20 protein-coding genes are annotated in these 19,530 nt (G+C 40.8%); 14 read left to right on the forward strand and 6 right to left on the reverse strand.

What is annotated here, in order from left to right:
- Positions 1-98: 98 nt before the first annotated feature.
- Together BFJ94_RS01530 and BFJ94_RS01535 are read right to left on the reverse strand one after the other, a co-directional pair.
- Positions 99-1,385, reverse strand: coding sequence for a sensor histidine kinase (locus BFJ94_RS01530; protein WP_120460550.1), 1,287 nt, complete (start codon positions 1,383-1,385; stop codon positions 99-101).
- Positions 1,378-2,067, reverse strand: a complete 690-nt coding sequence (locus BFJ94_RS01535) for a response regulator transcription factor (protein ID WP_120460552.1) — start codon at positions 2,065-2,067, stop codon at positions 1,378-1,380. Before BFJ94_RS01535 ends, BFJ94_RS01530 begins: the two co-directional genes overlap by 8 nt.
- 931 nt (positions 2,068-2,998) lie before the next feature.
- Here BFJ94_RS01535 and BFJ94_RS01540 point away from each other — a divergent pair.
- The 7 genes from BFJ94_RS01540 to BFJ94_RS01575 all read left to right on the forward strand — a co-directional run bounded on the left by BFJ94_RS01540 (position 2,999) and on the right by BFJ94_RS01575 (position 9,343).
- Positions 2,999-4,294: an IS110 family RNA-guided transposase gene (locus BFJ94_RS01540; protein WP_120460554.1), complete on the forward strand. Its 1,296-nt coding sequence runs from the start codon at positions 2,999-3,001 to the stop codon at positions 4,292-4,294.
- A gap of 409 nt (positions 4,295-4,703) precedes the next feature.
- On the forward strand, positions 4,704-5,846 hold the full coding sequence (locus tag BFJ94_RS01545) for a copper amine oxidase N-terminal domain-containing protein (protein WP_120460556.1): 1,143 nt from the start codon (positions 4,704-4,706) through the stop codon (positions 5,844-5,846).
- A gap of 291 nt (positions 5,847-6,137) precedes the next feature.
- Positions 6,138-6,527: a hypothetical protein gene (locus BFJ94_RS01555; RefSeq protein WP_120460560.1), complete on the forward strand. Its 390-nt coding sequence runs from the start codon at positions 6,138-6,140 to the stop codon at positions 6,525-6,527.
- 108 nt (positions 6,528-6,635) lie between these two features.
- The gene (locus tag BFJ94_RS01560; RefSeq protein WP_120460562.1) at positions 6,636-6,983 is read left to right on the forward strand and encodes a hypothetical protein; all 348 of its coding nucleotides are present in this window, start codon (positions 6,636-6,638) and stop codon (positions 6,981-6,983) included.
- Positions 6,907-7,614: a hypothetical protein gene (locus BFJ94_RS01565; RefSeq protein ID WP_205571015.1), complete on the forward strand. Its 708-nt coding sequence runs from the start codon at positions 6,907-6,909 to the stop codon at positions 7,612-7,614. The genes BFJ94_RS01560 and BFJ94_RS01565 overlap by 77 nt, the downstream gene beginning before the upstream one ends.
- A 42-nt stretch (positions 7,615-7,656) precedes the next feature.
- Entirely contained in the window at positions 7,657-8,805 is a 1,149-nt protein-coding gene (locus BFJ94_RS01570; protein ID WP_120460567.1) for a copper amine oxidase N-terminal domain-containing protein, read from the forward strand.
- A 130-nt stretch (positions 8,806-8,935) separates the two neighbouring features.
- The gene (locus BFJ94_RS01575; protein ID WP_120460569.1) at positions 8,936-9,343 is read left to right on the forward strand and encodes a hypothetical protein; all 408 of its coding nucleotides are present in this window, start codon (positions 8,936-8,938) and stop codon (positions 9,341-9,343) included.
- A 302-nt stretch (positions 9,344-9,645) separates the two neighbouring features.
- Here BFJ94_RS01575 and BFJ94_RS01580 read toward each other — a convergent pair whose 3' ends face one another.
- A complete protein-coding gene (locus BFJ94_RS01580) occupies positions 9,646-9,942 on the reverse strand; it encodes a hypothetical protein (RefSeq protein WP_188831397.1) in 297 nt (98 codons plus the stop codon).
- A 480-nt stretch (positions 9,943-10,422) separates the two neighbouring features.
- Between BFJ94_RS01580 and BFJ94_RS01590 the strand changes: the two genes are divergently transcribed.
- Positions 10,423-11,271: a GNAT family N-acetyltransferase gene (locus BFJ94_RS01590; protein ID WP_120465042.1), complete on the forward strand. Its 849-nt coding sequence runs from the start codon at positions 10,423-10,425 to the stop codon at positions 11,269-11,271.
- A gap of 372 nt (positions 11,272-11,643) precedes the next feature.
- Here the strand turns inward: BFJ94_RS01590 and udk are convergent, their stop codons facing one another.
- Entirely contained in the window at positions 11,644-12,279 is a 636-nt protein-coding gene (udk, locus tag BFJ94_RS01600) for a uridine kinase (protein WP_120460575.1), read from the reverse strand.
- Positions 12,280-12,477: 198 nt separating this feature from the next.
- Here udk and BFJ94_RS01605 point away from each other — a divergent pair, with 198 nt between their 5' ends.
- The gene (locus tag BFJ94_RS01605) at positions 12,478-12,912 is read left to right on the forward strand and encodes a GNAT family N-acetyltransferase (protein ID WP_120460577.1); all 435 of its coding nucleotides are present in this window, start codon (positions 12,478-12,480) and stop codon (positions 12,910-12,912) included.
- 102 nt (positions 12,913-13,014) lie between these two features.
- On the opposite strand, the gene BFJ94_RS01610 is transcribed toward BFJ94_RS01605, so the two are convergent.
- Complete coding sequence (locus tag BFJ94_RS01610) at positions 13,015-13,431, reverse strand: VOC family protein (protein ID WP_120460579.1); 417 nt, start codon at positions 13,429-13,431, stop codon at positions 13,015-13,017.
- 361 nt (positions 13,432-13,792) lie between these two features.
- On the opposite strand from BFJ94_RS01610, the gene BFJ94_RS01615 reads away from it, so the two are divergent.
- The 3 genes from BFJ94_RS01615 to BFJ94_RS01625 all read left to right on the forward strand — a co-directional run bounded on the left by BFJ94_RS01615 (position 13,793) and on the right by BFJ94_RS01625 (position 17,256).
- Positions 13,793-15,541, forward strand: a complete 1,749-nt coding sequence (locus BFJ94_RS01615) for a S41 family peptidase (protein ID WP_120460581.1) — start codon at positions 13,793-13,795, stop codon at positions 15,539-15,541.
- 84 nt (positions 15,542-15,625) lie between these two features.
- Positions 15,626-17,041, forward strand: coding sequence for a serine hydrolase (locus BFJ94_RS01620; protein ID WP_229716869.1), 1,416 nt, complete (start codon positions 15,626-15,628; stop codon positions 17,039-17,041).
- Between the two features lie 11 nt (positions 17,042-17,052).
- Entirely contained in the window at positions 17,053-17,256 is a 204-nt protein-coding gene (locus BFJ94_RS01625) for an NUDIX domain-containing protein (RefSeq protein WP_229716868.1), read from the forward strand.
- Between the two features lie 80 nt (positions 17,257-17,336).
- On the opposite strand, the gene BFJ94_RS01630 is transcribed toward BFJ94_RS01625, so the two are convergent.
- The gene (locus BFJ94_RS01630) at positions 17,337-17,618 is read right to left on the reverse strand and encodes a hypothetical protein (protein WP_120460586.1); all 282 of its coding nucleotides are present in this window, start codon (positions 17,616-17,618) and stop codon (positions 17,337-17,339) included.
- Positions 17,619-17,700: 82 nt separating this feature from the next.
- Between BFJ94_RS01630 and BFJ94_RS01635 the strand changes: the two genes are divergently transcribed.
- Entirely contained in the window at positions 17,701-18,207 is a 507-nt protein-coding gene (locus tag BFJ94_RS01635) for a GNAT family N-acetyltransferase (RefSeq protein ID WP_120460588.1), read from the forward strand.
- A 230-nt stretch (positions 18,208-18,437) separates the two neighbouring features.
- On the forward strand, positions 18,438-19,508 hold the full coding sequence (gene murG, locus BFJ94_RS01640; RefSeq protein ID WP_120460590.1) for an undecaprenyldiphospho-muramoylpentapeptide beta-N-acetylglucosaminyltransferase: 1,071 nt from the start codon (positions 18,438-18,440) through the stop codon (positions 19,506-19,508).
- The last annotated feature ends 22 nt before the right edge of the window (positions 19,509-19,530 follow it).

The raw sequence follows: 19,530 nt of genomic DNA on the forward strand, positions 1-19,530 counted from the left end.
TTTAAAAGGACGAACCTTTAACCAACCTTAAATCGTAAATACAGGCAACAAAAAAACCCCCGGATCACGATCCGAAGGCTATGCAAGAGTATATTCTTCTAATTCAATTCAAAAACAAAGGTCGTGCTTTCTCCTTCAACGCTTGAGGCATAGATTTTTCCACCTGCATTTTCTATGATGGCTTTCGCAATGGATAGTCCAAGACCATAACCCCCGTCATGAGCCCTGGAAGGGTCAATACGATAAAAACGATCGAACAGCTTCGGCAGACTCTCCTTCGGAATGCCGCGCCCTGTATTTTTCACAGAAAAGAGTATATGATTTCGGGATTTTCTCAGCGTCACATTGATACTCCCGTTTTCATTTACATACTTTACGGCATTATCCAGCAGTATGATGACGACTTGCTTAATTTTATCAGGAACTCCGTTGGCGATGAGATCAGGCTCAATGTTCTGGGAGAGGGTTATTCCTTTTTCAAAAACAACAGCTTCCATCGCGAGTAGCACATCGGTAACGACATGGCAGATATTAAAAGGGGCAAGCTCACGATTTACAGCTTCACTGTCGGTTTTAGCTAGATACAATAGGTCACTGACGAGTTTTCCCATTCGATCGGTCTCGGCGGTGATATAATCCAGCCATTTCTGCTGGCTCTCGACCGTTGCTGTTTTATTGGCATACAAAGCCTCGGCATTGGCATGAATGACAGCGATCGGTGTTTTCAGCTCGTGCGAAGCGTCTGCGATAAACTGCTTTTGTTTCTCATAGGCGACTTCTACAGGTCTAATGGCACGGCGGGCAAAAAACAGGCTTATACCGAAAATGACAAACAGCATTACGATGCTGATAGCGCCAAAGGTGAGCAAAAGCTGGGAAAGGATGTTGTATGATTCAGTTACATCCATGAAATAAATCTGTTCTAATACGGGTGCTTGGGTGACACCGCTCTTTCCCCGGATAATAAGGTTGGCATTCATCGCATTGATTTTGAAAAGCCAACGTTGGCCATCGATCGAGATTACTGCGCTTTCTTTATTCGAAGCGGTGGCAAGCTGGGTTGCCTGTGCATAGATCCCTTCGGGTAAATCCAGATAAGAGTGAACATTCAGTAATTGGTTATCCTCACCGACTAAGACACTGAAAGTGGAAGCATAATCATTCGGTATTTTCCCGACAAATACCCTGCTGGTGTTGCTATCATCTGATTTCACCAGTGAATTCATCATGATCGGGGACACCGCGATATTAGTCAGTTTGATTTGGTTCTCATTCTGAATATTACTGTAGGTGATCATGTAAATGATCGCGAAGGCTGAGATCATGACGATCGTGATGATTGTCATATTCAGTAGGATAAATTTGTTCCGTAATCGCTTAAACATGTCTATCACCTTGAGATTTCAACACATAGCCGACCCCGCGCATCGTGTGGATCGAGGTTTCAGATTGAATATGATTTAGTTTTTTTCGCAAAAAAGAAATATAGACCTCCACGTTATTATCTTCAGCTTCGCCGTCGAATCCCCACAGCTTTTCAATAATGGTATTCTTGGATACAACCATGCCTCTCATATGGATAAGCAGCTCTAGTAGCTGGAATTCTTTCAAAGTGAGCTTGTACGATTTACTGCCGCAAAATAATTCGAGTGAATTGGGATTAATGTCAATATCTCCGTAAGACAATGTACCATCCTGGATCAACTCGCCCTTGCGACGGCTAAGCGCCCGGAGGCGAGCAAGCAGCTCCTCGGACTTGAATGGCTTGGCAATATAATCATCCGCACCGCTATCTAACCCGTTTACAGTATCCTCTGTCTCTCCCTTTGCGGTTAGAAGAACCACAGGAACAGAGATCCCCTGCTTTCTGATTTTTTTGAGGATCGTGATACCGTCTATTTTCGGAAGCATAATATCAAGAATGATGAAGTCGTAAATGGCCGATATCGCGCAGTCCAGCCCATATTCACCGTCATAAGCTAAATCGACTGTATAATTGTTCTTTCTGAGAACCTGGGCTACGGCTTCAGCCAGAGGCTTCTCATCTTCGACGATCAGTATTCTCACGCATCTACCTCCTTGTTCTCCTCTATCTTAACAACCGAACCTTTAATTAACCTTAATTGTATGCGGGAAGATTCATCCAGGGTTTCAGGAGGGGAGGGTATTATGACCTCCTCTTTGAACATTTCTTCTTGCTTTTATCTCTGATTAGCCTAAAACACCCCAAAACTGCAAAAATGCAGGCTTTTAGCTCAAAAATACATGTTTCGAGGAAATTCCTGCAAAAGTGCAGGCTTTTCACCCATTTCAGTAGAAATCTAGCTAATTCAGAGAAAAAGCCTGCATTTACGCAGGAATTTACTCCCTTGGTGGAGGATAATTGCTAAATTCCTGCATTTTTGCAGGCTTTTCAATTGTCCTAACAGAATAATTAATTCACAGTCAGTAGCGAAACAAAAATTCTTTAGTTCCCTCAGTTCAATTAACATAGAGCTGAGGTTTTTTTCTGCTTTTGATAAACACTATTCAACAAAAGGTGACAAAACTAGACATATTACGCTATTCTCTTTTAATTGCAAGCATACTACACTTGGTACATTGGTATTATTTTTTGCTTTATGACGAGTGATCCAGGTCGTAAGACATGATTCTAAGTATCTAATAATGATATTGTTATTCTGGTTTTTGTAAAAACATGGAATGTAGTCAGAGGTGAAGTATTGAACTCAATTAAAGAAAAGCAGAAACAGAAAAGTTCCCTCAGTTATTAGGCTTAAATATTAGAGACTCATGGGGAATGTTGCCCTATGAGAACAAAGAAGTCATGGCCGTAATTTGAAGAAGCATTTCGGTAAATTAGCAATAGATCAAAACGTCTAAAAGGAGCCATTCCTGTAATGAATTAATTTGAGGTTTGAATAAAAAGAGCGTCTCCTGTATGCTGGGTTCCGAATGGTCGACATTCATTCCCTAAGTTAGAAGGAGGACGCTCAATATGAAGTATAAACAATCTAAGAAACAGAATCAACGTATTGAACAAATTACCGAAAATACACTGGTTATCGGTGCAGACATCGCCAAAGAAACCCATGTAGCACGCGGGATCGATTTTCGTGGGATCGAATTGGGAAAAGATTGTGTATTTAAAAACGACCGTTCAGGTTTGTTAAAACTAGTATCGTGGATGAAGGAACTTCAACGGCAACATGCCAAGACTGACGTCATCTTCGGCATCGAACCAACCGGACACTACTGGTTTACCCTGGCTGAGTTTCTACAGCATGAGGGCATTAAACTAGTTATCGTAAACCCTCATCATGTTAGCAAGAGTAAAGAACTTGAAGACAATTCACCAACGAAAAACGACTACAAGGATGCCAAGGTTATTGCAGATCTCGTTCGTAACGGCCATTATTCGGAGCCCCGGCTTCCAAAGAGCGTTTATGCGGATTTACGCATCCTCATGAATCATCGAGAAAAGGTTATGTTAAACCTGGGTCAAGTCCAAAGACGGATTCAAAATTGGCTCGACCGGTTCTTTCCTGAATATCAAAACGTGTTTGCTGACTGGGAAGGAAAAGCCTCTCTCATCACGCTTGCAGAATTTCCTACCCCGCAAGAAATTGTAACACTTGGAGCTTTCACAGTTTTGAAACGGTGGAAACAAGAGGTTAAACGGGCGGTTGGCATGAAGCGAGCAGAGAAACTGGTTCAAGCAGCTCAGGACTCTATCGGCCTCACAGAGGGTTTAATGGCAGCCAAGATTGAATTGAAGAACTTGCTGGAGCAGCATACTTTGTTTACTCGGCAGATAGACGACATCATGAGACAGGTGGTAGAACTGCTTGAACAGATCCCTGGTTCGGAAGAAATGCTAACGGTTCCTGGGGTTGGAGTCGTAACATTGGCTGGATTTCTGGCCGAGGTAGGCGATCTCAAAGGATATAATCATAGTCAGCAGATTATACGGCTTGCGGGCTTTAATCTAAGGGAGAACAGTTCTGGGAAGAAGAAAGGGAAGTCCACGATTACCAAACGGGGACGGTCTCGACTTCGAGCTTTACTGTTCCGTGCGATGATGCCCATGGTGGCAAAAAATACAGAATTTAAAGCGCTGCATCACTATTACACGAAACGAGCCCAGAACCCGCTAAAGAAGAAACAATCTATTGTAGCCTTATGTGGAAAACTCATTCGAGTATTGCATACGTTGGGAACAAAACAGATACGCTACAATGCAAATGACGTATTGGGACCGGTACGCCAGTCTCAGCTACAGATGGTTGCTTAATTCAAACATTAACGATTCATCTTGCTTCACAGTGCTTAGACTTCAAACGCGACAAACAGAAGCACGGAGTAGCCGCAGATTTTTCATCATAAGGGCAACGACCCAGTAAAGGAGCAAGAAGCGGCATCCACCCCTTGAGAGGTAGAACGAAGGAATGTGAGGGCATAGACCCAGTGTGACATGGGAGGGTAAACCGTCGAGGGAATTGTGGATATCCAAGGTGCGATCATAGGTACCATCCACAGATTGGAAAATGTGTTCCAGGCTTTATTCCCGTCACCGGTTCCTCGAGAAAAATATGTCATAACAGCATGATATCCCCATCTCTTGAGAACATCGTGTTTGAGATTCTAAGAAAACGTGAGCAAATGAAAGAAAACATTAATTTATAGTGGGAGATGTGATAAATATGTTTAAGAAAACGTTGATGGCAATTATTGTTGGTACCACTGTATTTACCTCTGCTGGAGTAGCAAGTGCAGCGACTTCTTTACCTGAAGTACGGAAACCGTCCCTAGCAATTGATCTCATTGTAGATGGTAAGAGAGTTACTCTACCAGATACAGAGCCGTATATTGACGATGCTGGTAATACGATGGTTCCTATCCGTTTCGTGAGTGAGAAGCTAGGGGCCGATGTTAAGTGGGATAATGGAAAACAAATCGTAACTATTATTCATAAGGGGAATACGATTGTAATGCCAGTAGGATCGAAAAAGGTCACTGTGAATGGCAGCGAAATCACTCTCGATACAATGGCGATTAAGAAAGAGAGTCGTGTTGTAGTTCCTCTTCGTTTTGTGAGTGAAACTCTCAATACCGAAGTTAAATGGGATGGAGCTTGGAGTGCGGTAAATATCGTAAGTCCAGAGTATCAAAGTAAGATTGATAATGGTGCTGTAACACTAGATCGCTGGGGTCGTGAGCTTAGAGCTAACCAAAACTCTGATGAATGGATTCTTATGAGTGATACTCCTGATAATGTGTATAAGATTGGAAAGTATAAGATTACCCATACGGACACACAGAGACCAGCAAAGGATTATTATAATTTATTCAGTAAAGAAGATCTAGACCGCATAGTGAAGAATATAAAGGAGTACTATAGGTTAGCTCTGAACGTAGATTTTAGGTCCATTAATCCTACCAACTACTTCCAGCAATCCTTTAAACTTCAAGGTAGTAATGGATATTTAAATCCTACCCCTTTCACGAACACAGCAAACTTTATTAAACAAAATAAAGTTATATCAGAAGGATATGCATATCCAGATCCTACTACTTTATATTACTTTCATGGCACGGTCTTCATGAGAACTAAGTTTAAGTTCAGAGTATTAAATGCAAATGATTATAGTCAGTTTAACATGGATAGTATTGATCCATCTGCTAGTTCAGAATCTCCTAAATGGGTTAAGAAAGGTCAATGGTACGAAACTTATTCTGATGTATCTTTATTTACTAACCATCAAGATTTCCAATCTACTTTAAAAATAGGATCTACAGAAAATATGTTTGTAAAGGAGTATTATGTTCACAAGGAGTTGAAGTAATTGTATAAGAAGATATTAAACATATTGCTTTGCATAATTCTCATAATCAGTACTTTAACGAATACGGTATATGGAGCATCTGGAGGATCTAATAATGGGGAATCTGGAACAGGATCGCTAGGTCTGAGTTTTATAAAGGATCCAAACGATCCAAAATATGGAGACCTGCATTATGAAGCTCTCGACACCACTGGTATACGCTACGTATCGGTAGGATGGATTATAAGAAAAGATTAGAAGTGTGACGATCATGGTGGTAATCCTAAGCCCCTTACAGCTAAATGTAATCCTATGTCAGGTAAGAAGGAAGTAGAATATATTCAGTTAGATTTAGAGCAGATGCTTAAAGAAAAGAAGATGACGAAGACAAGTAAATCTGAAGGAACAAAAACTAGAACTATCTATGAGATGGAGGCCAAATACATCCAAGATATCCTTAAGGCACGGGATATCTTTAAGGATATTAAAGAGGGCGATCCAGTCTTTTTTTCAGCTTACTTCAATGTAACTTCTGGAGGTAAGAAGAAAAGTGGTCCTCATTACAGTTTGGAAGAAATACGAGATGCTGAGTGGTGGAAAGATAAAAGTGGATTTCGGCAATACTTCGATCAGAAGGTATACTTCTACGGTACATTAAAAGTCACTGCAGAAAGATACGATTCTACGCGAGTTGATGGTTGAGAATACGCAATACGCGAGTCTGATGAAGATGCTGGAACTGCTCGATCAACAGATTATCGATGTCTTCAAGAATACATCGCTCACAGCAGAAGAACGATTTGGGAGCTCATGGAATTATCGAAGGGAATCATCGAAGTCTATCAAGCGATGGATCAGAGCGTGAATGGATTGCTCGAACAATTCGAAGAGGAGCTGCCGTCGAACAATGACTATATTAATGCGGTGATGAATCCGCTGAAACCAATCTTCACCCCTTCGAATATTGGAGCGCTGACGACGAAGATATTAGGAGACTTGCAGCAGAATCGCGTATCGTTGTCCATTATGGAAGAGAAGATTAAGAGCCAGATCAATCTTGTGTTCAAGCTATGTGAGGAAGATGCGACGATTATCGAATATCAGCAGAATCAATTTGCTCTTATCGCAGCGTGTGGAAGATGTGGTGATCGTAGATAGTATCATCAAAAATTCTCTGCGGATCTTCGTTGGACCTGAGGATACGGGTCGTACGGCTACAGCATTAACGTGGGCGGGCGTAGTATCGCGCCGTCAGAATACACTGTTGCTCGACCTCACTGGGGATTCAAAGTTACGGCAGTATGGCGTGGAGCCGATGGCACTGGATACATTCTTGGAGCAGCGGCTGGAGCAGCAATTGGTCTGTGTTGAAGGGAATCTGAATCAGACGTTGGAGCGTGTCGATGAGGTCGTCGCTGAATTGAAGACGCGATTGAATTATTATGCGCATATTCATGTAATTCTAGATGCAGGACAATCGGAGTTACTCAGTCATCTTGCACCTTCCGCACTGTCTGTTCATTTCATCACAGATGGCACGACACGGGGAACGAAGTTATTGAAGCAGACCATCGAATCTTTCACGGAAGAGAATATTGCGAAGAAAGTGATTCTCATCGATCCGCCGATTGATCCGGTACGCATGATGTACGACCTATCAATCGATCCGTTACTTGCGAAACTAATTATTATTCCGCATATCCCGCATATTCGCGCATGTGCATACAATCATACAAAGCCTTATGAGAACAAAGAAGTCATGGCCGTATTCGAAGAAGTATTTCGGTAAATTAGCAATAGATCAAAACGTCTAAAAGGAGATGTGATAAATATGTTTAAGAAAACGTTGATGGCAATTATTGTTGGTACCACCGTATTTACCTCTGTTGGTGTGGCGAGTGCAGCGACTTTGCCGCCTGTACAAAAGCCTTCTTTGGCTATTGATCTTATCGTAGATGGTAAGAGGGTTACTCTACCAGATACAGAGCCGTATATCGACAATGCTGGTAACACAATGGTTCCTATTCGTTTCGTTAGTGAGAAGCTAGGGGCCGATGTTAAGTGGGATAATGAGAAACAGATCGTAACTATCATTCATAAGGGAAATACGATTGTTATGCCGGTTGGCTCGAAGAAGGTTACGGTGAACGGTAGTGAAATCATCCTCGATACGATGGCTATTAAAAAAGAAGGACGTGTAGTAGTTCCTCTTCGCTTTGTGAGTGAAACTCTCAATGCTGAAGTTAAGTGGGACGGTGCATGGAGTGCGGTGAATATCACTAGCCCAGATTATCAAAGTAAGATTGATAATGGCACTGTGACACTAGATCGCTGGGGCCGAGAGTTGCGTGCTAATCAAAACTCTGACGAATGGATTCTTATGAGTGATACTCCTGATAATGTGTATAAGATTGGAAAGTATAAGATCTATCATATGACAAGTACTTCGCCAGCTACAGAGTTTGGAGACAGATTTACAAAAGACGAGTTAGATCGAATTGTGAAGAATGTAAAAGAGTATTACAAGCTAGCTCTTAATGTTGATTATAGAACTTTTAACTATAGCATATATTTCAATAATCTATTTAAGTTGCTTGGACACAATGGTTACATTAACCCTGCAGGTTCTCAAAAATATACGAGTTTTGTAAAAGAAAATAAATTAATTGTTGAAGGGTATGCATTCCCAGACCCTACAACAATCTATGATTATTATGGTACCAGTTTCATCAGAACTAAATTTAAGTTCCGGGTATTAAATGCCACAGATCCCAGTCAGTTTAGCAGGGATAGCTTCGATCCTTCCGAAGTGTCAGAATCCCCCGAATGGGTGAAAGTGGGTCAGTGGTATGAGACCTATTCTGACGTATCCCTATTTACAAATAGTCAAGATTACCGTGCTACACTTAAGACTGGTAATACAGAAAATATGTTTCGGAAAGGGTTTTATGTGCATAAGGAGTTGACCATAATTGTATAAGAAAATAGTAAACGTATTGCTATGGAGTATCTACTAACTGTAGTCCAATGTCAGGTACGAAAGATGTAGTTAGATTTAGAGCAGATGCTTAAAGAAAAGAACCGATATTTTTGACTGGGACGTGATAGAAATGGAACAAATCAAAGCGATAAAAACCGAATTAGGTGAAATCTATGGTAGAGACGCAATCTACCTTGATGATATTCAATTTAATTATCCAAAGAATGAGGTTACATTAATTGGAGAAATTAATGGACTATTATGTACGGAATCAGATGATGATGAGTTTATAGGATATGAGCTGCTATTCAAGAAAGTTTATTATTTTAATATGATTGAGTTAGATGTAAGTTTAGAAATGTTTGATACCTCATACAATGAAAGTAGCAGCTTTGCGGAGATATCCAATACAAAAATACTTAAAGATATAAAGAAGGCAAGAGGTCTGGAGTTAAAGCAATATGTCATATATACATATGACGAGGTTTTCGTTATCGCATGTCAAGAATTTGAATTAAGTTTGGGATCGAAGAAATGAAGTCGAGAAAGTTGCATCTTAGCGATATTCTCGCTAAATATTAATCTGGACGACATGATAGGGTATTCTTGTTGTGGAGGTGCTAGATTATGAGCAATATCCTGGGACAACTTTATTTTGGAGATATCAGACCTGAAGAAGTATCTAACGCCGTAGAACATCTCAAAAAAGGACTTACTTCTCCCAGTTTCAAGTTGTATAATCATGGAAGAAGCTCACATAACAAAAAGCCTCAGTCTAAGATAAAGAGCGATCTCAGGCTGGGGCTTTTCGCGAAGATAAGGATATCTTCATATCTTACTCTACTCATTTGTAGAAGGCACTTTAAAATAAGATCTAGATTGGCGTTTTCTAGTTTCTGGAGAAGGCAATTCAATGAGTTCAATAAATTCATTTCCGGTATAGAACACATAGATTTCTCGGGCAGGATCTGATGAATGGAATTTCCTGTAGGAGGACCACGCGTGTATGGGGTTGCCGTATTCGGCGATTAGAGACATTTCGTCAATAGTTCTCTTTTGATTATTTGATTGAGTAGCCAGAGCTTCCACTAGAACCCAACGGTTGGGACAGATCTCACGGATATTAGTCCATTTCATGTATGCACACCTCCGGAAAAGAACTTATAAATTTATTGTACAACCCTGCTGAAAAACAAGCAATGATGATGAATTTCATGAAAGTAGGCGAAAGTGTGAACACTGATGTCATTATTGTCCACGGATCACCTGGGACTGGAAAGACAACATTATCCAGGAAAATGCATGATTATTTTAAATCACCTTATTTTGAATTTGGCTGGATTCCGGAATTTCGTTCTTTAACACCTTCCATTGAGATTATACAAAGACAGGAAGAGCAGTTGACTTTCGAGAACCTAATCTTGGTAGCGAAGAACTATAATCGACATGGTTTTAAGAATCTTATAATTACGGACCTTGACGATGTTCGAATGCGCTCATTCGAAGACGGAGCACACTTCCAAACGAGTATCGTGTATTGAATTCTACGGATGACGTTGAAGCTACATTCCAAGAGTTATTAAGGCTACTAGAGTGTCATGTTCCGTGGGTGAGCTTATGAATACGACAGATATCCGCTACGAACGGTTCAATGAAAGGGATTTTACCACTGTCAAAGAACTATTAAGCTATGATGTTGTTGCGGGGGAAGACCTTCTTCGGGTTCTTGCTCAAGCTCCGGAATTGTTCATTACCGCATATATGGAGGATAAACTGGTTGGACTTGCCCAAGTGAACGAGCCTGTACCTCAGTCATACCTGAATGTGTATGTAGCTCCACAGTTTCGAAGGCAGGGCATCGGTTCTGCAATTGTAGAGTATGCGGAAGGCGAATTAAGGGCGGGCGGAACCCAAAAAGTCAGAAGTTCCTTTCGCGCCGATCACCCATCCTCTTTAGCATTTGCGCGCAAGCTGGGTTATGGGGAATACTTTTCATCAGCTTTAATGCAGCGGAGTGGTGAGCTGTTCCCTGTAGAGGAGCTTCCAGTGAGGACGTATACGGATGAAGATTATTTGGCTAGTCATCCTTTGTATGCTACGGCTTTTCATGAAATGAGGGTTCGTGTTGGATGTTTCCCAGACTCTGTGATTGCCCAGCCCAGCGAAAAAGAGCGAAAAGAATGGCAAAAGGATGCGGAAGATCGCTTTGTCTATGAAATAAACGGGGAAATCGTTGCCTATAGCCATCTCTCTGGGAATGAACTCAGCAGCATATCTGTCCGTACAGACCTTCAGGGACGCGGGATTGGCAGGAAAATGGTTATGCACTTATGCAACCTTATCTATCAGCGTGGTAATGAAACCGTTGAACTGTCGTGTGTTGTTGGGAATGAAGCCAGAAAGCTATATGACAGTCTTGGCTTTGAAGAGAAGTATATCAGGGATTTTGTGCGGAAAACACTATAGTGATTCTGTGCCAAGTACGGACGCTGTAGCACTAAGAGAAACTGCTAGATCGAAAAAAGAGTACGGTCTTTAGTCAATTCAATAATCTGGAGGGGATAGTATGTCATGGAAAGCGAAGCTAATAGCAATTATGATTGCGTTTTTGATCTGCTTTGCAGGCTATGGTTTGATCTTTAGATTCAAATCAGATTATTTGATTTATGCCATCTTATTCTCCATCATTCCAATACTAAGCATACTGGCATTCGATTCCGGGACAAAAGTGGAAGAGAAACGGTACAATGACAAGAATAATTATTGGAATACATAGCTAAATCAAAAAGGATATAGGTTTCCTTAGAGAAGAAAATTCTACATCCTTTATTACTTCATTTATTGACAGTTAAAATTCTCTCCACTGATCAAATACTTCTCAGTTAGTGTAGTAAGCAGTTGAATGCCAACTTCATTATGTCCACCCTCGGGGATGATGAGGTCAGCGTACTTTTTGGAAGGTTCGATGAAGGCTTCATGCATAGGTTTAACGGTTCTTAAGTATTGGTCATATACCGACCGAATGGAACGATCACGTTCTTCTATATCTCGGAGTACCCGTCGCAGTATGCGTACATCAGGATCTGTATCGACGAACACTTTAATGTCCAGCAAGGCTCGAAGATTTTCATCGTAGAGGACGTGGAGACCTTCAAGAATAATAATATTGTTCGGTTTCAACTCAAGCGATTGTGAAGTAGAACGTGCATGAACCGTGAAGTCATATACAGGGGCGTGGACGGTCTTGCCTTCCACTAAATTTTGAATATGTTCGACTAAGAGCTCATTGTCAAAAGCAAAAGGATGATCATAGTTAATCTTCTCCCGCTCGGCAAAGCTAAGATGGGAATGATCTTTATAATAGTTATCTTGAGATATAAAGGTGACTTTGTCTGAACCAAGCCGGTCAATGACGGAATGGGCGACGGTGGTTTTACCTGATCCGGTACCGCCGGAAATACCAATAATCAGCATATTGATCCAAAATCCTTCCTAGTCTGATAGTGTATACAATTTTAATATTGTAGCATAGAGGTCGTCTTTTTTCACCATGAAACAATAGTATAGTTTAGCAATAATTAAGATTTCCCTTCATTTTTTGTCGGAATATGGGTAAGGTTTATGTAGGAACTATTCCGAGCGAGAGCCTGGATAACCAGAAAGGGAGTATTTATGATTACACTAAAAGAGATCGATCGAGACAATTTCTACGATATCATTGACCTGAGTGTGGCTAAGGAGCAAAAAGAGTTTGTAGCGTCGAATATGTATTCGCTGGCGCAGGCTAAGGCATTTCCAGAGTGCATCTGCTTAGCTATTTATCATGATGAAATTCCAGTCGGATTTACGATGTATTGTATAGATGAAGAGGATCGCGAGTATTGGATTTACCGCTTAATGATAGATGCTAAATATCAGTCGATGGGATACGGAAAGGCTGCGATGGAACTGCTTATTAACAGGATTAAAGAAGACCCTGGGCATCGGATGATCTACATCAGCTTTGAACCGGAGAATATCGGGGCTAAACATTTATATGAACAATTGGGCTTTAAAGCAGACGGCCGGGTGATTGAAGGGGAAGTGGTGTATAAGCTGGAATATTAATTCAGAAACGGTTCTTGAACGGTAAAAAAGGACATAGAGCTTTCCCAGGGGGAGAAAACGCTATATCCTTTGTCGATTCCACTTGTGATGGTTGGTCAACAGTTATTCATTTTCATGACTAAATTGCCACTCAATTCCGAATTTGTCCTGCAGGTTGCCGTAACATTTGCTCCAGAACGTTTCTTGCAGCTCCATTTTAACCGTGCCGCCATCCTTCAGCTTGTTAAAACAGCTTGTGATGTGATCGAGGTCCTTGCTTACATAAGCGAGGCCGATGTTATTTCCTTGAATAAATGGCGAACCCAGAAACATATCAGAGAACATGATATTGCTGTCATTGATGTTAAGTCGCGAGTGCATGACTAAATTTTTGGCTTCTTCAGGAAGAGGGTATTCAGGATTAGGCGGGGTATCCCCGTATGTCATAATTTGCGGTTGCTCTGTTCCGAATACTTCTGCATAATACGTTACAGCCTCACGACAGTTTCCATTAAAGTACAGATATACATCAACAGCCACTAACCTCACTCCTCATCGTGGTTTTATCCGTTGCTTCAAAATTATATCATGTAAATTTGAAGGATCAAAATGTGGTGAAATTTAGCCTGAAATACACTTATTTTTCGCAAAACTTAGCTTGAAGTCAGGAATAGATGTGCATATACAACTATTTCCTTACTAAATCGTGGGATTGAAGGACAAATCATGCAAATAGTTGCACAACTGCAATTATATCTCCTGTTGAGGGCATAAAGAGGGCAAATAGTTGCAGATATGCACTTAAGGATTAGATTTAAATGTATAAGGTTACTAGATAGATATATTTTGGTGTGCTGAGAACTGCTTTTGGTCATACTTTGAAACCGAAGGGGGAGGCAGAATGGAGCAAGGTATAAGAAAGCCTTGGAAGTCATCAGTGCTTTTAATTGTATTGTTTATTTTCATGATTGCAGGATGCTCTCCTTCACAAGAGGCTCAACAGCTCGGGAGAGAGAAGGATCAGGAATTTGACCAAGGAAGTGGAATGGAATTTACCAGCCTGTCTGAACAAAAAATCACGGATCTTGCCAAGCTCAGTAAGGTATGGGGTGTGGTGAAATATTATCATCCCAAGGTGGTATCTGGAGATGTAAATTGGGATTATGAGCTGTTTCGGGTGATGCCCTCTATTTTAGAAGAAGATTCGGATGCTAATTCAATTCTATATAGTTGGGTTCATTCATTAGGCAGCGAGTCTATTCCTGGAGAGCTTGAGCAGCAATTCCAATTTTCCGAAGAGTCCATACAGTTTAGGTCATCAACAGATTGGTGCAAGGATGCGGAATATCTCGGAACGGATTTGAGTCTCGAGTTATCGAAGCTTCTGGATTCCAATATTTCCGCACGAGATAATGCATATGTCAATTTTAAGTCTGATCCAATTTTACCGTCTATGGACAATGAAAATCCATACCCAAATATGAATTTCAATGATACGGGCTACAGATTGTTAAGTTTATTCCGCTACTGGAATATTATCGAATATTATTATCCATATAAAGATGTGATCGGTGAGGATTGGGATCAGGTGCTGCTGGAGTTTATCCCCAAGATGATCGAAGGATCGGATTATGATTCCTATTTCACGACCTTAGCAGAGCTGACTACTAGAATCCATGATTCCCATGCTTTTTTGATAGGCAAAAATAAAGAGACAATTACCGATGATTTAGGAACTTACCGGCTCCCTGTAAACTTTATCGAGATAGACAATCAGATCGTGATCAGCAAAGTCATTAACCCGTGTGGACTTGAAGTCGGAGACATTGTATTAAAAATAGACGGCAAAAATATAGATGAGTTATTAGAAAGTAGAAGAACATACATCTCGCAGTCTCGAGAAGACACGGCTAGCTTATTTTATTTAGATTTATTTCGAACTCAACAGAAGAATACGGATGTTACTGTAATCCGGCAGGGGAAGACGATGGACATTAGTGCAGTAGGCAGTCAACAGGATATTCAGTTCCAGGTTGATACGAAATCACAAGCCATGGAGAACGATGAGATCTACTATATCAATGCGGGTCTCTTAAAAGATGGCGAGATTGATAAAATCATGAAGAAATGGTGGAACACCAAAGGATTGATTGTAGACCTTAGGAATTACCCCTCTAGCTCACTTACTTATGAATTAGCCCAATATCTGATTCCTTCTGAAAAGGAGTTTGCATTTGTGTCAGCTCCCAATCATGCCATACCGGGTGAATTTTATTATCTTGAGCCCCTTGTCTCAGGAGGATCCAAAGCCACCAATAATGAGGTCTACAAGGGGAAATTAGTGATTCTAATCAATGAACATACGATTAGCCAGGCAGAATTTGCGACGATGTCGCTCAGAAATACAGACAACTCCATCGTTCTTGGCAGACCGTCTGCCGGCACCGATGGTAATATGCGTGTCATTGTACTTCCAGGAAACATAAAGACGGCCATAAGTGGAATCGGCATATTTCATCCGGACAAATCCCCAACGCAAAGAATAGGATTACAGCCGGATATTCGCCTTGATCCGACCCTTGAAGGAATCGTGGAAGGTAGAGACGAGTATATTGAGAGAGCTGTGGAATTGATTAAAGAGGGGGATTAAGTTTACTAAGAAGAGTTACTAACAGAAGGGGAGGATCGTTCGATGAACGGAGTTCTTGGAGCACTGGAAGATTTCAATACTTATATGGAGCAGCAATTGAATGTATGGAAAGTTCCCGGGGCAGCGGTTGCTATCATTAAGGATCAAGAGATCATTCTGGCGAACGGATATGGATATCGGGATAAGGAATCAGGGCTTAAGGTTACGCCCAATACGTTGTTTGCGATTGCGTCGTGTACGAAGGCATTCACGGCTATGGTAGCGGAGCAATTAGCAGATGAGGGTATGTTAGATTTAGATGCGCCAATCAAAAATTATATGCCACATTTTAAAATGTATGATTCTTTTGCGACGGAACGAATTACGATACGAGATATGCTTTGTCATCGTTCAGGGCTGCCAAGACATGATGCCATTTGGTATAATTCTAAGCTTACTCGGGAGGAGATCATAGAACGGCTTGAGTATTTAGAGCCTAATCAGGACTTTCGAGCGAAGGGGCAGTATCAAAATATAATGTACATGGTTGCAGGTTATCTCGTTGGGAAGCTAGCCGGATCCTCATGGGAACAGAGAGTTCAGGAACGAATTTTTGCTCCTTTGCATATGAAGTCCAGTTGTTTTTCAGTAGATGAGATGCAGCTTCGAGATGATTATGCACTGGCTTATATTGATAAAAACGGCGAGACTCAGCAAATCCCTTTTCGGAATATGGATAGTATTGGTCCGGCTGGTTCGATCAATAGTAATATTATCGATATGGCTAACTGGATTATGCTGCATCTTAATAGAGGCATGTTAGATGGAAAGCAGATCGTGTCGGAAGGTAGATTGGACGATATGCATACTCCGCATATCCCATGTGAGCCAAGCTTATGGGGGAAGAAGGAACTGCCATTAAGTTGCTATGGCCTTGGCTGGTGCATTGAACCCTACCGCGGACATCAAATGCTTCATCATAGTGGGGGGATAGACGGATTCACGTCGTTGGTGTCTTTTTTGCCGCATGATAATATCGGTATTGTCATTCTTACTAATAAGCTCGCATCCCATTTGCCTAAGGTCGTTACCTATAATATTGTGGATCGACTATTAGGACTTAAGGAAATCGATTGGAGTGGACAAATACAGAAGGATCAAGAGAAATGGGAAGAACAGCTTAATAAGCAGCATGATAGTAATGAGCCGTCTATTAACAATATTGAATCGAATCCTCCTCATCCTCTGATAGAGTATATTGGAACGTATAAACATCCAGGCTATGGAACAATGTATGTCGAGCTTGAAAAGGAACACCTGCAATTTAGATATAATTCTATGACTTTACCCGTGACCCACATCCAGGGAGATCTGTTCGAAACACTTTATGAATTACCTATGAAACTAAAAGCTTCATTTCATGCAGATTCGAATGGAAATATACATAGTTTATCGTTACCACTCAATATGGAAGTAGGGGCGAAGGAAACAGTATTTGCGAAAATGTTTGCAGATCGTTGAAAGGGATACAAATGACCAAGTATACTCATCTAGGTGTCTATGGAATTCTCATTGAAGCTGGAAAAATATTGCTCATAAAAAAGTCCAGAGGTCCACATAAAGGCAAGTGGGACTTACCCGGGGGAACAATTGAATTCGGAGAAGAACCTTATGAAGCATTAATTAGAGAGTTTCACGAGGAGACGGGACTGACGGTGATGGACAAGATGCATTAGAAGCTAGATGGATACCAATAGGGGAATTAGAAGGCCTCGAGGTAACCCCATTTGTTAATGAGATTTTTAAACAGTTCTAATTACTGTCTACTAAATTTCTCGAAATCTGACTCCAACCGAAATACACGCTTGTTCAGAGCGGCAATCTCGGAATCTTTATCTAAAATATTATTATGAATCCTGTCTAGAAGTGCAGAAATATCTTCTGGCTGGCTATCTCCAATACGCAAAACAGCTTGAAGGATATTGTCAATCTGGAGAGACATATGCTTCTGGTTTTCACTCAATAATAGTTGGTTCTGGTTTAATTGTCGGATATCACTCTTTATAGATTTAATTTCTTGAAGAATCTGGCTTAGCATTTGTTCCAACCTCATCATGAGGATATTATAGCATAATTTCTGGCTTACAAGAGGCGTAAGTCCACCAACAAGGAGGCTTGTTATGAGCAATAATCTTAAACTATCTTTAGTCGAAAAAGAACCCGATGTAACGATCTTTTGGGAGTTATTTAACAATTACATTAATGAGCTATCTCTTAACGTGTCTTTAGGGGATGAGTTTGATTTAGATTACTTCTATTCTGATGAATATAGAGGTGCAATCGAGGAACTAAGAATAAGGAATATAAACCCACTAAGAATATTATTTATACAGGAAGAGGCTATTATTGGCTTTATCATGTATGTTACTTATTTTGATGAAGGCGGAAAGTGTTTTTTAATGGAATACTATATTGAACCGAAATACCGCAACCAGGGCTATGGCAAATCAGCTTATCTAAGGGCCGAACAGTATATTAGGCATGAAGGAGCTCTATACATCGAATTAACACCCACGAACGAAGCTAACGAAAGGTTCTGGAGCAGCGTTGGATTAGAGAAATCAACAGATATGGATGAGGATAACAAGCACTATTACAGAAAATCACTTGAAAGGTCAGGCTGTTGAAAAAGCACCAGCAAGTCTCCCGAGCTCTACGAAACATATTTCGGTAAAAATACGCCATTTAGCCCCTTATGTGCAACAATAACGATACCTAGTTTCGTCAGAGTATGAAATGCCTCCTTTTGACGCAAATAACGATACCTGGTTACATTACAACGTAGAGCTTCCCTTAGAGCATCCTCTCTTTTATATACAGATCAGCCTATACCGACTTCCCAAGCGAGGTGATGAAGATGTCAAAGCGGATATTGTTTACCGGCGGGGGCTCTGCAGGTCATGTGACGGTGAACATGGCTTTAATTCCTAAGTTTATGGAAATGGGCTGGGATGTTAAATATATGGGCTCGAAGCAAGGCATTGAAGCAGAGTTAATTCAGAATATGGATCATGTGGAATACATCGGAATATCAACGGGAAAGCTGAGGCGATATCTGGATTGGGAAAACCTGAAAGACCCTTTTCGTACGATTAAGGGAGTTCTGCAAGCCTATCGATTGATAAGAAGAATGAAGCCGAATGTCGTATTCTCAAAAGGTGGCTTTGTTTCCGTCCCTGTAGTTATAGGAGCTTGGCTAAATCGCATCCCTATTATCATTCATGAATCTGATATCACCCCTGGGTTGGCCAACAAAATTTCTATTCGTTTTGCCTCGAAGATCTGCGTAACATTCCCCGAGACATTAGAACATATCAACAATGACAAGGTATTACATATTGGTGCCATTGTACGTGAACAATTCATGCATGGCAGTGTACTTAGAGGATTGAACCTGTGCCATTTTACAAGACATAAACCGGTAATTGTCTGTATGGGAGGAAGTTTGGGGTCCCAGCGGATTAATGAGGTGCTTCGAAGAAATTTGCATCCATTGATGGATAAGTTCCAGATAGTTCATATATGCGGTAAAGGACAAATCGATCCATCCTATGCTAATTACCGTGGATACAAGCAATTTGAATACGTACATGGAGATTTGGTTGATATTTTGGCCATGGCGGACATCGTAATTTCGCGAGCAGGCTCGAATTCAATATTCGAGTTCCTATCCCTAAAAAAGCCCATGCTACTGATCCCCCTTTCCAAAGAAGCGAGTAGGGGCGATCAAATACTAAATGCTCTATCGTTTAAGTCATCGGGCTACTGCGAGGTTTTATTTGAAGAAGACATGAATGACAATTCTTTTATAGACGCTATTAATAAATTATATGACAATAGACACGAAATTATTGATAAAATGGAAAATAGAAGTAATAAGGGAACTCTCAGAAAAATGATTGATTTGATTGAAAGTACGTCCATATAGGGTTAAGAGGTGTCGCTAGGGG

Origin of the sequence: Paenibacillus aceti, assembly GCF_003614185.1 — a bacterium.
Taxonomy (GTDB): domain Bacteria; phylum Bacillota; class Bacilli; order Paenibacillales; family Paenibacillaceae; genus Fontibacillus; species Fontibacillus aceti.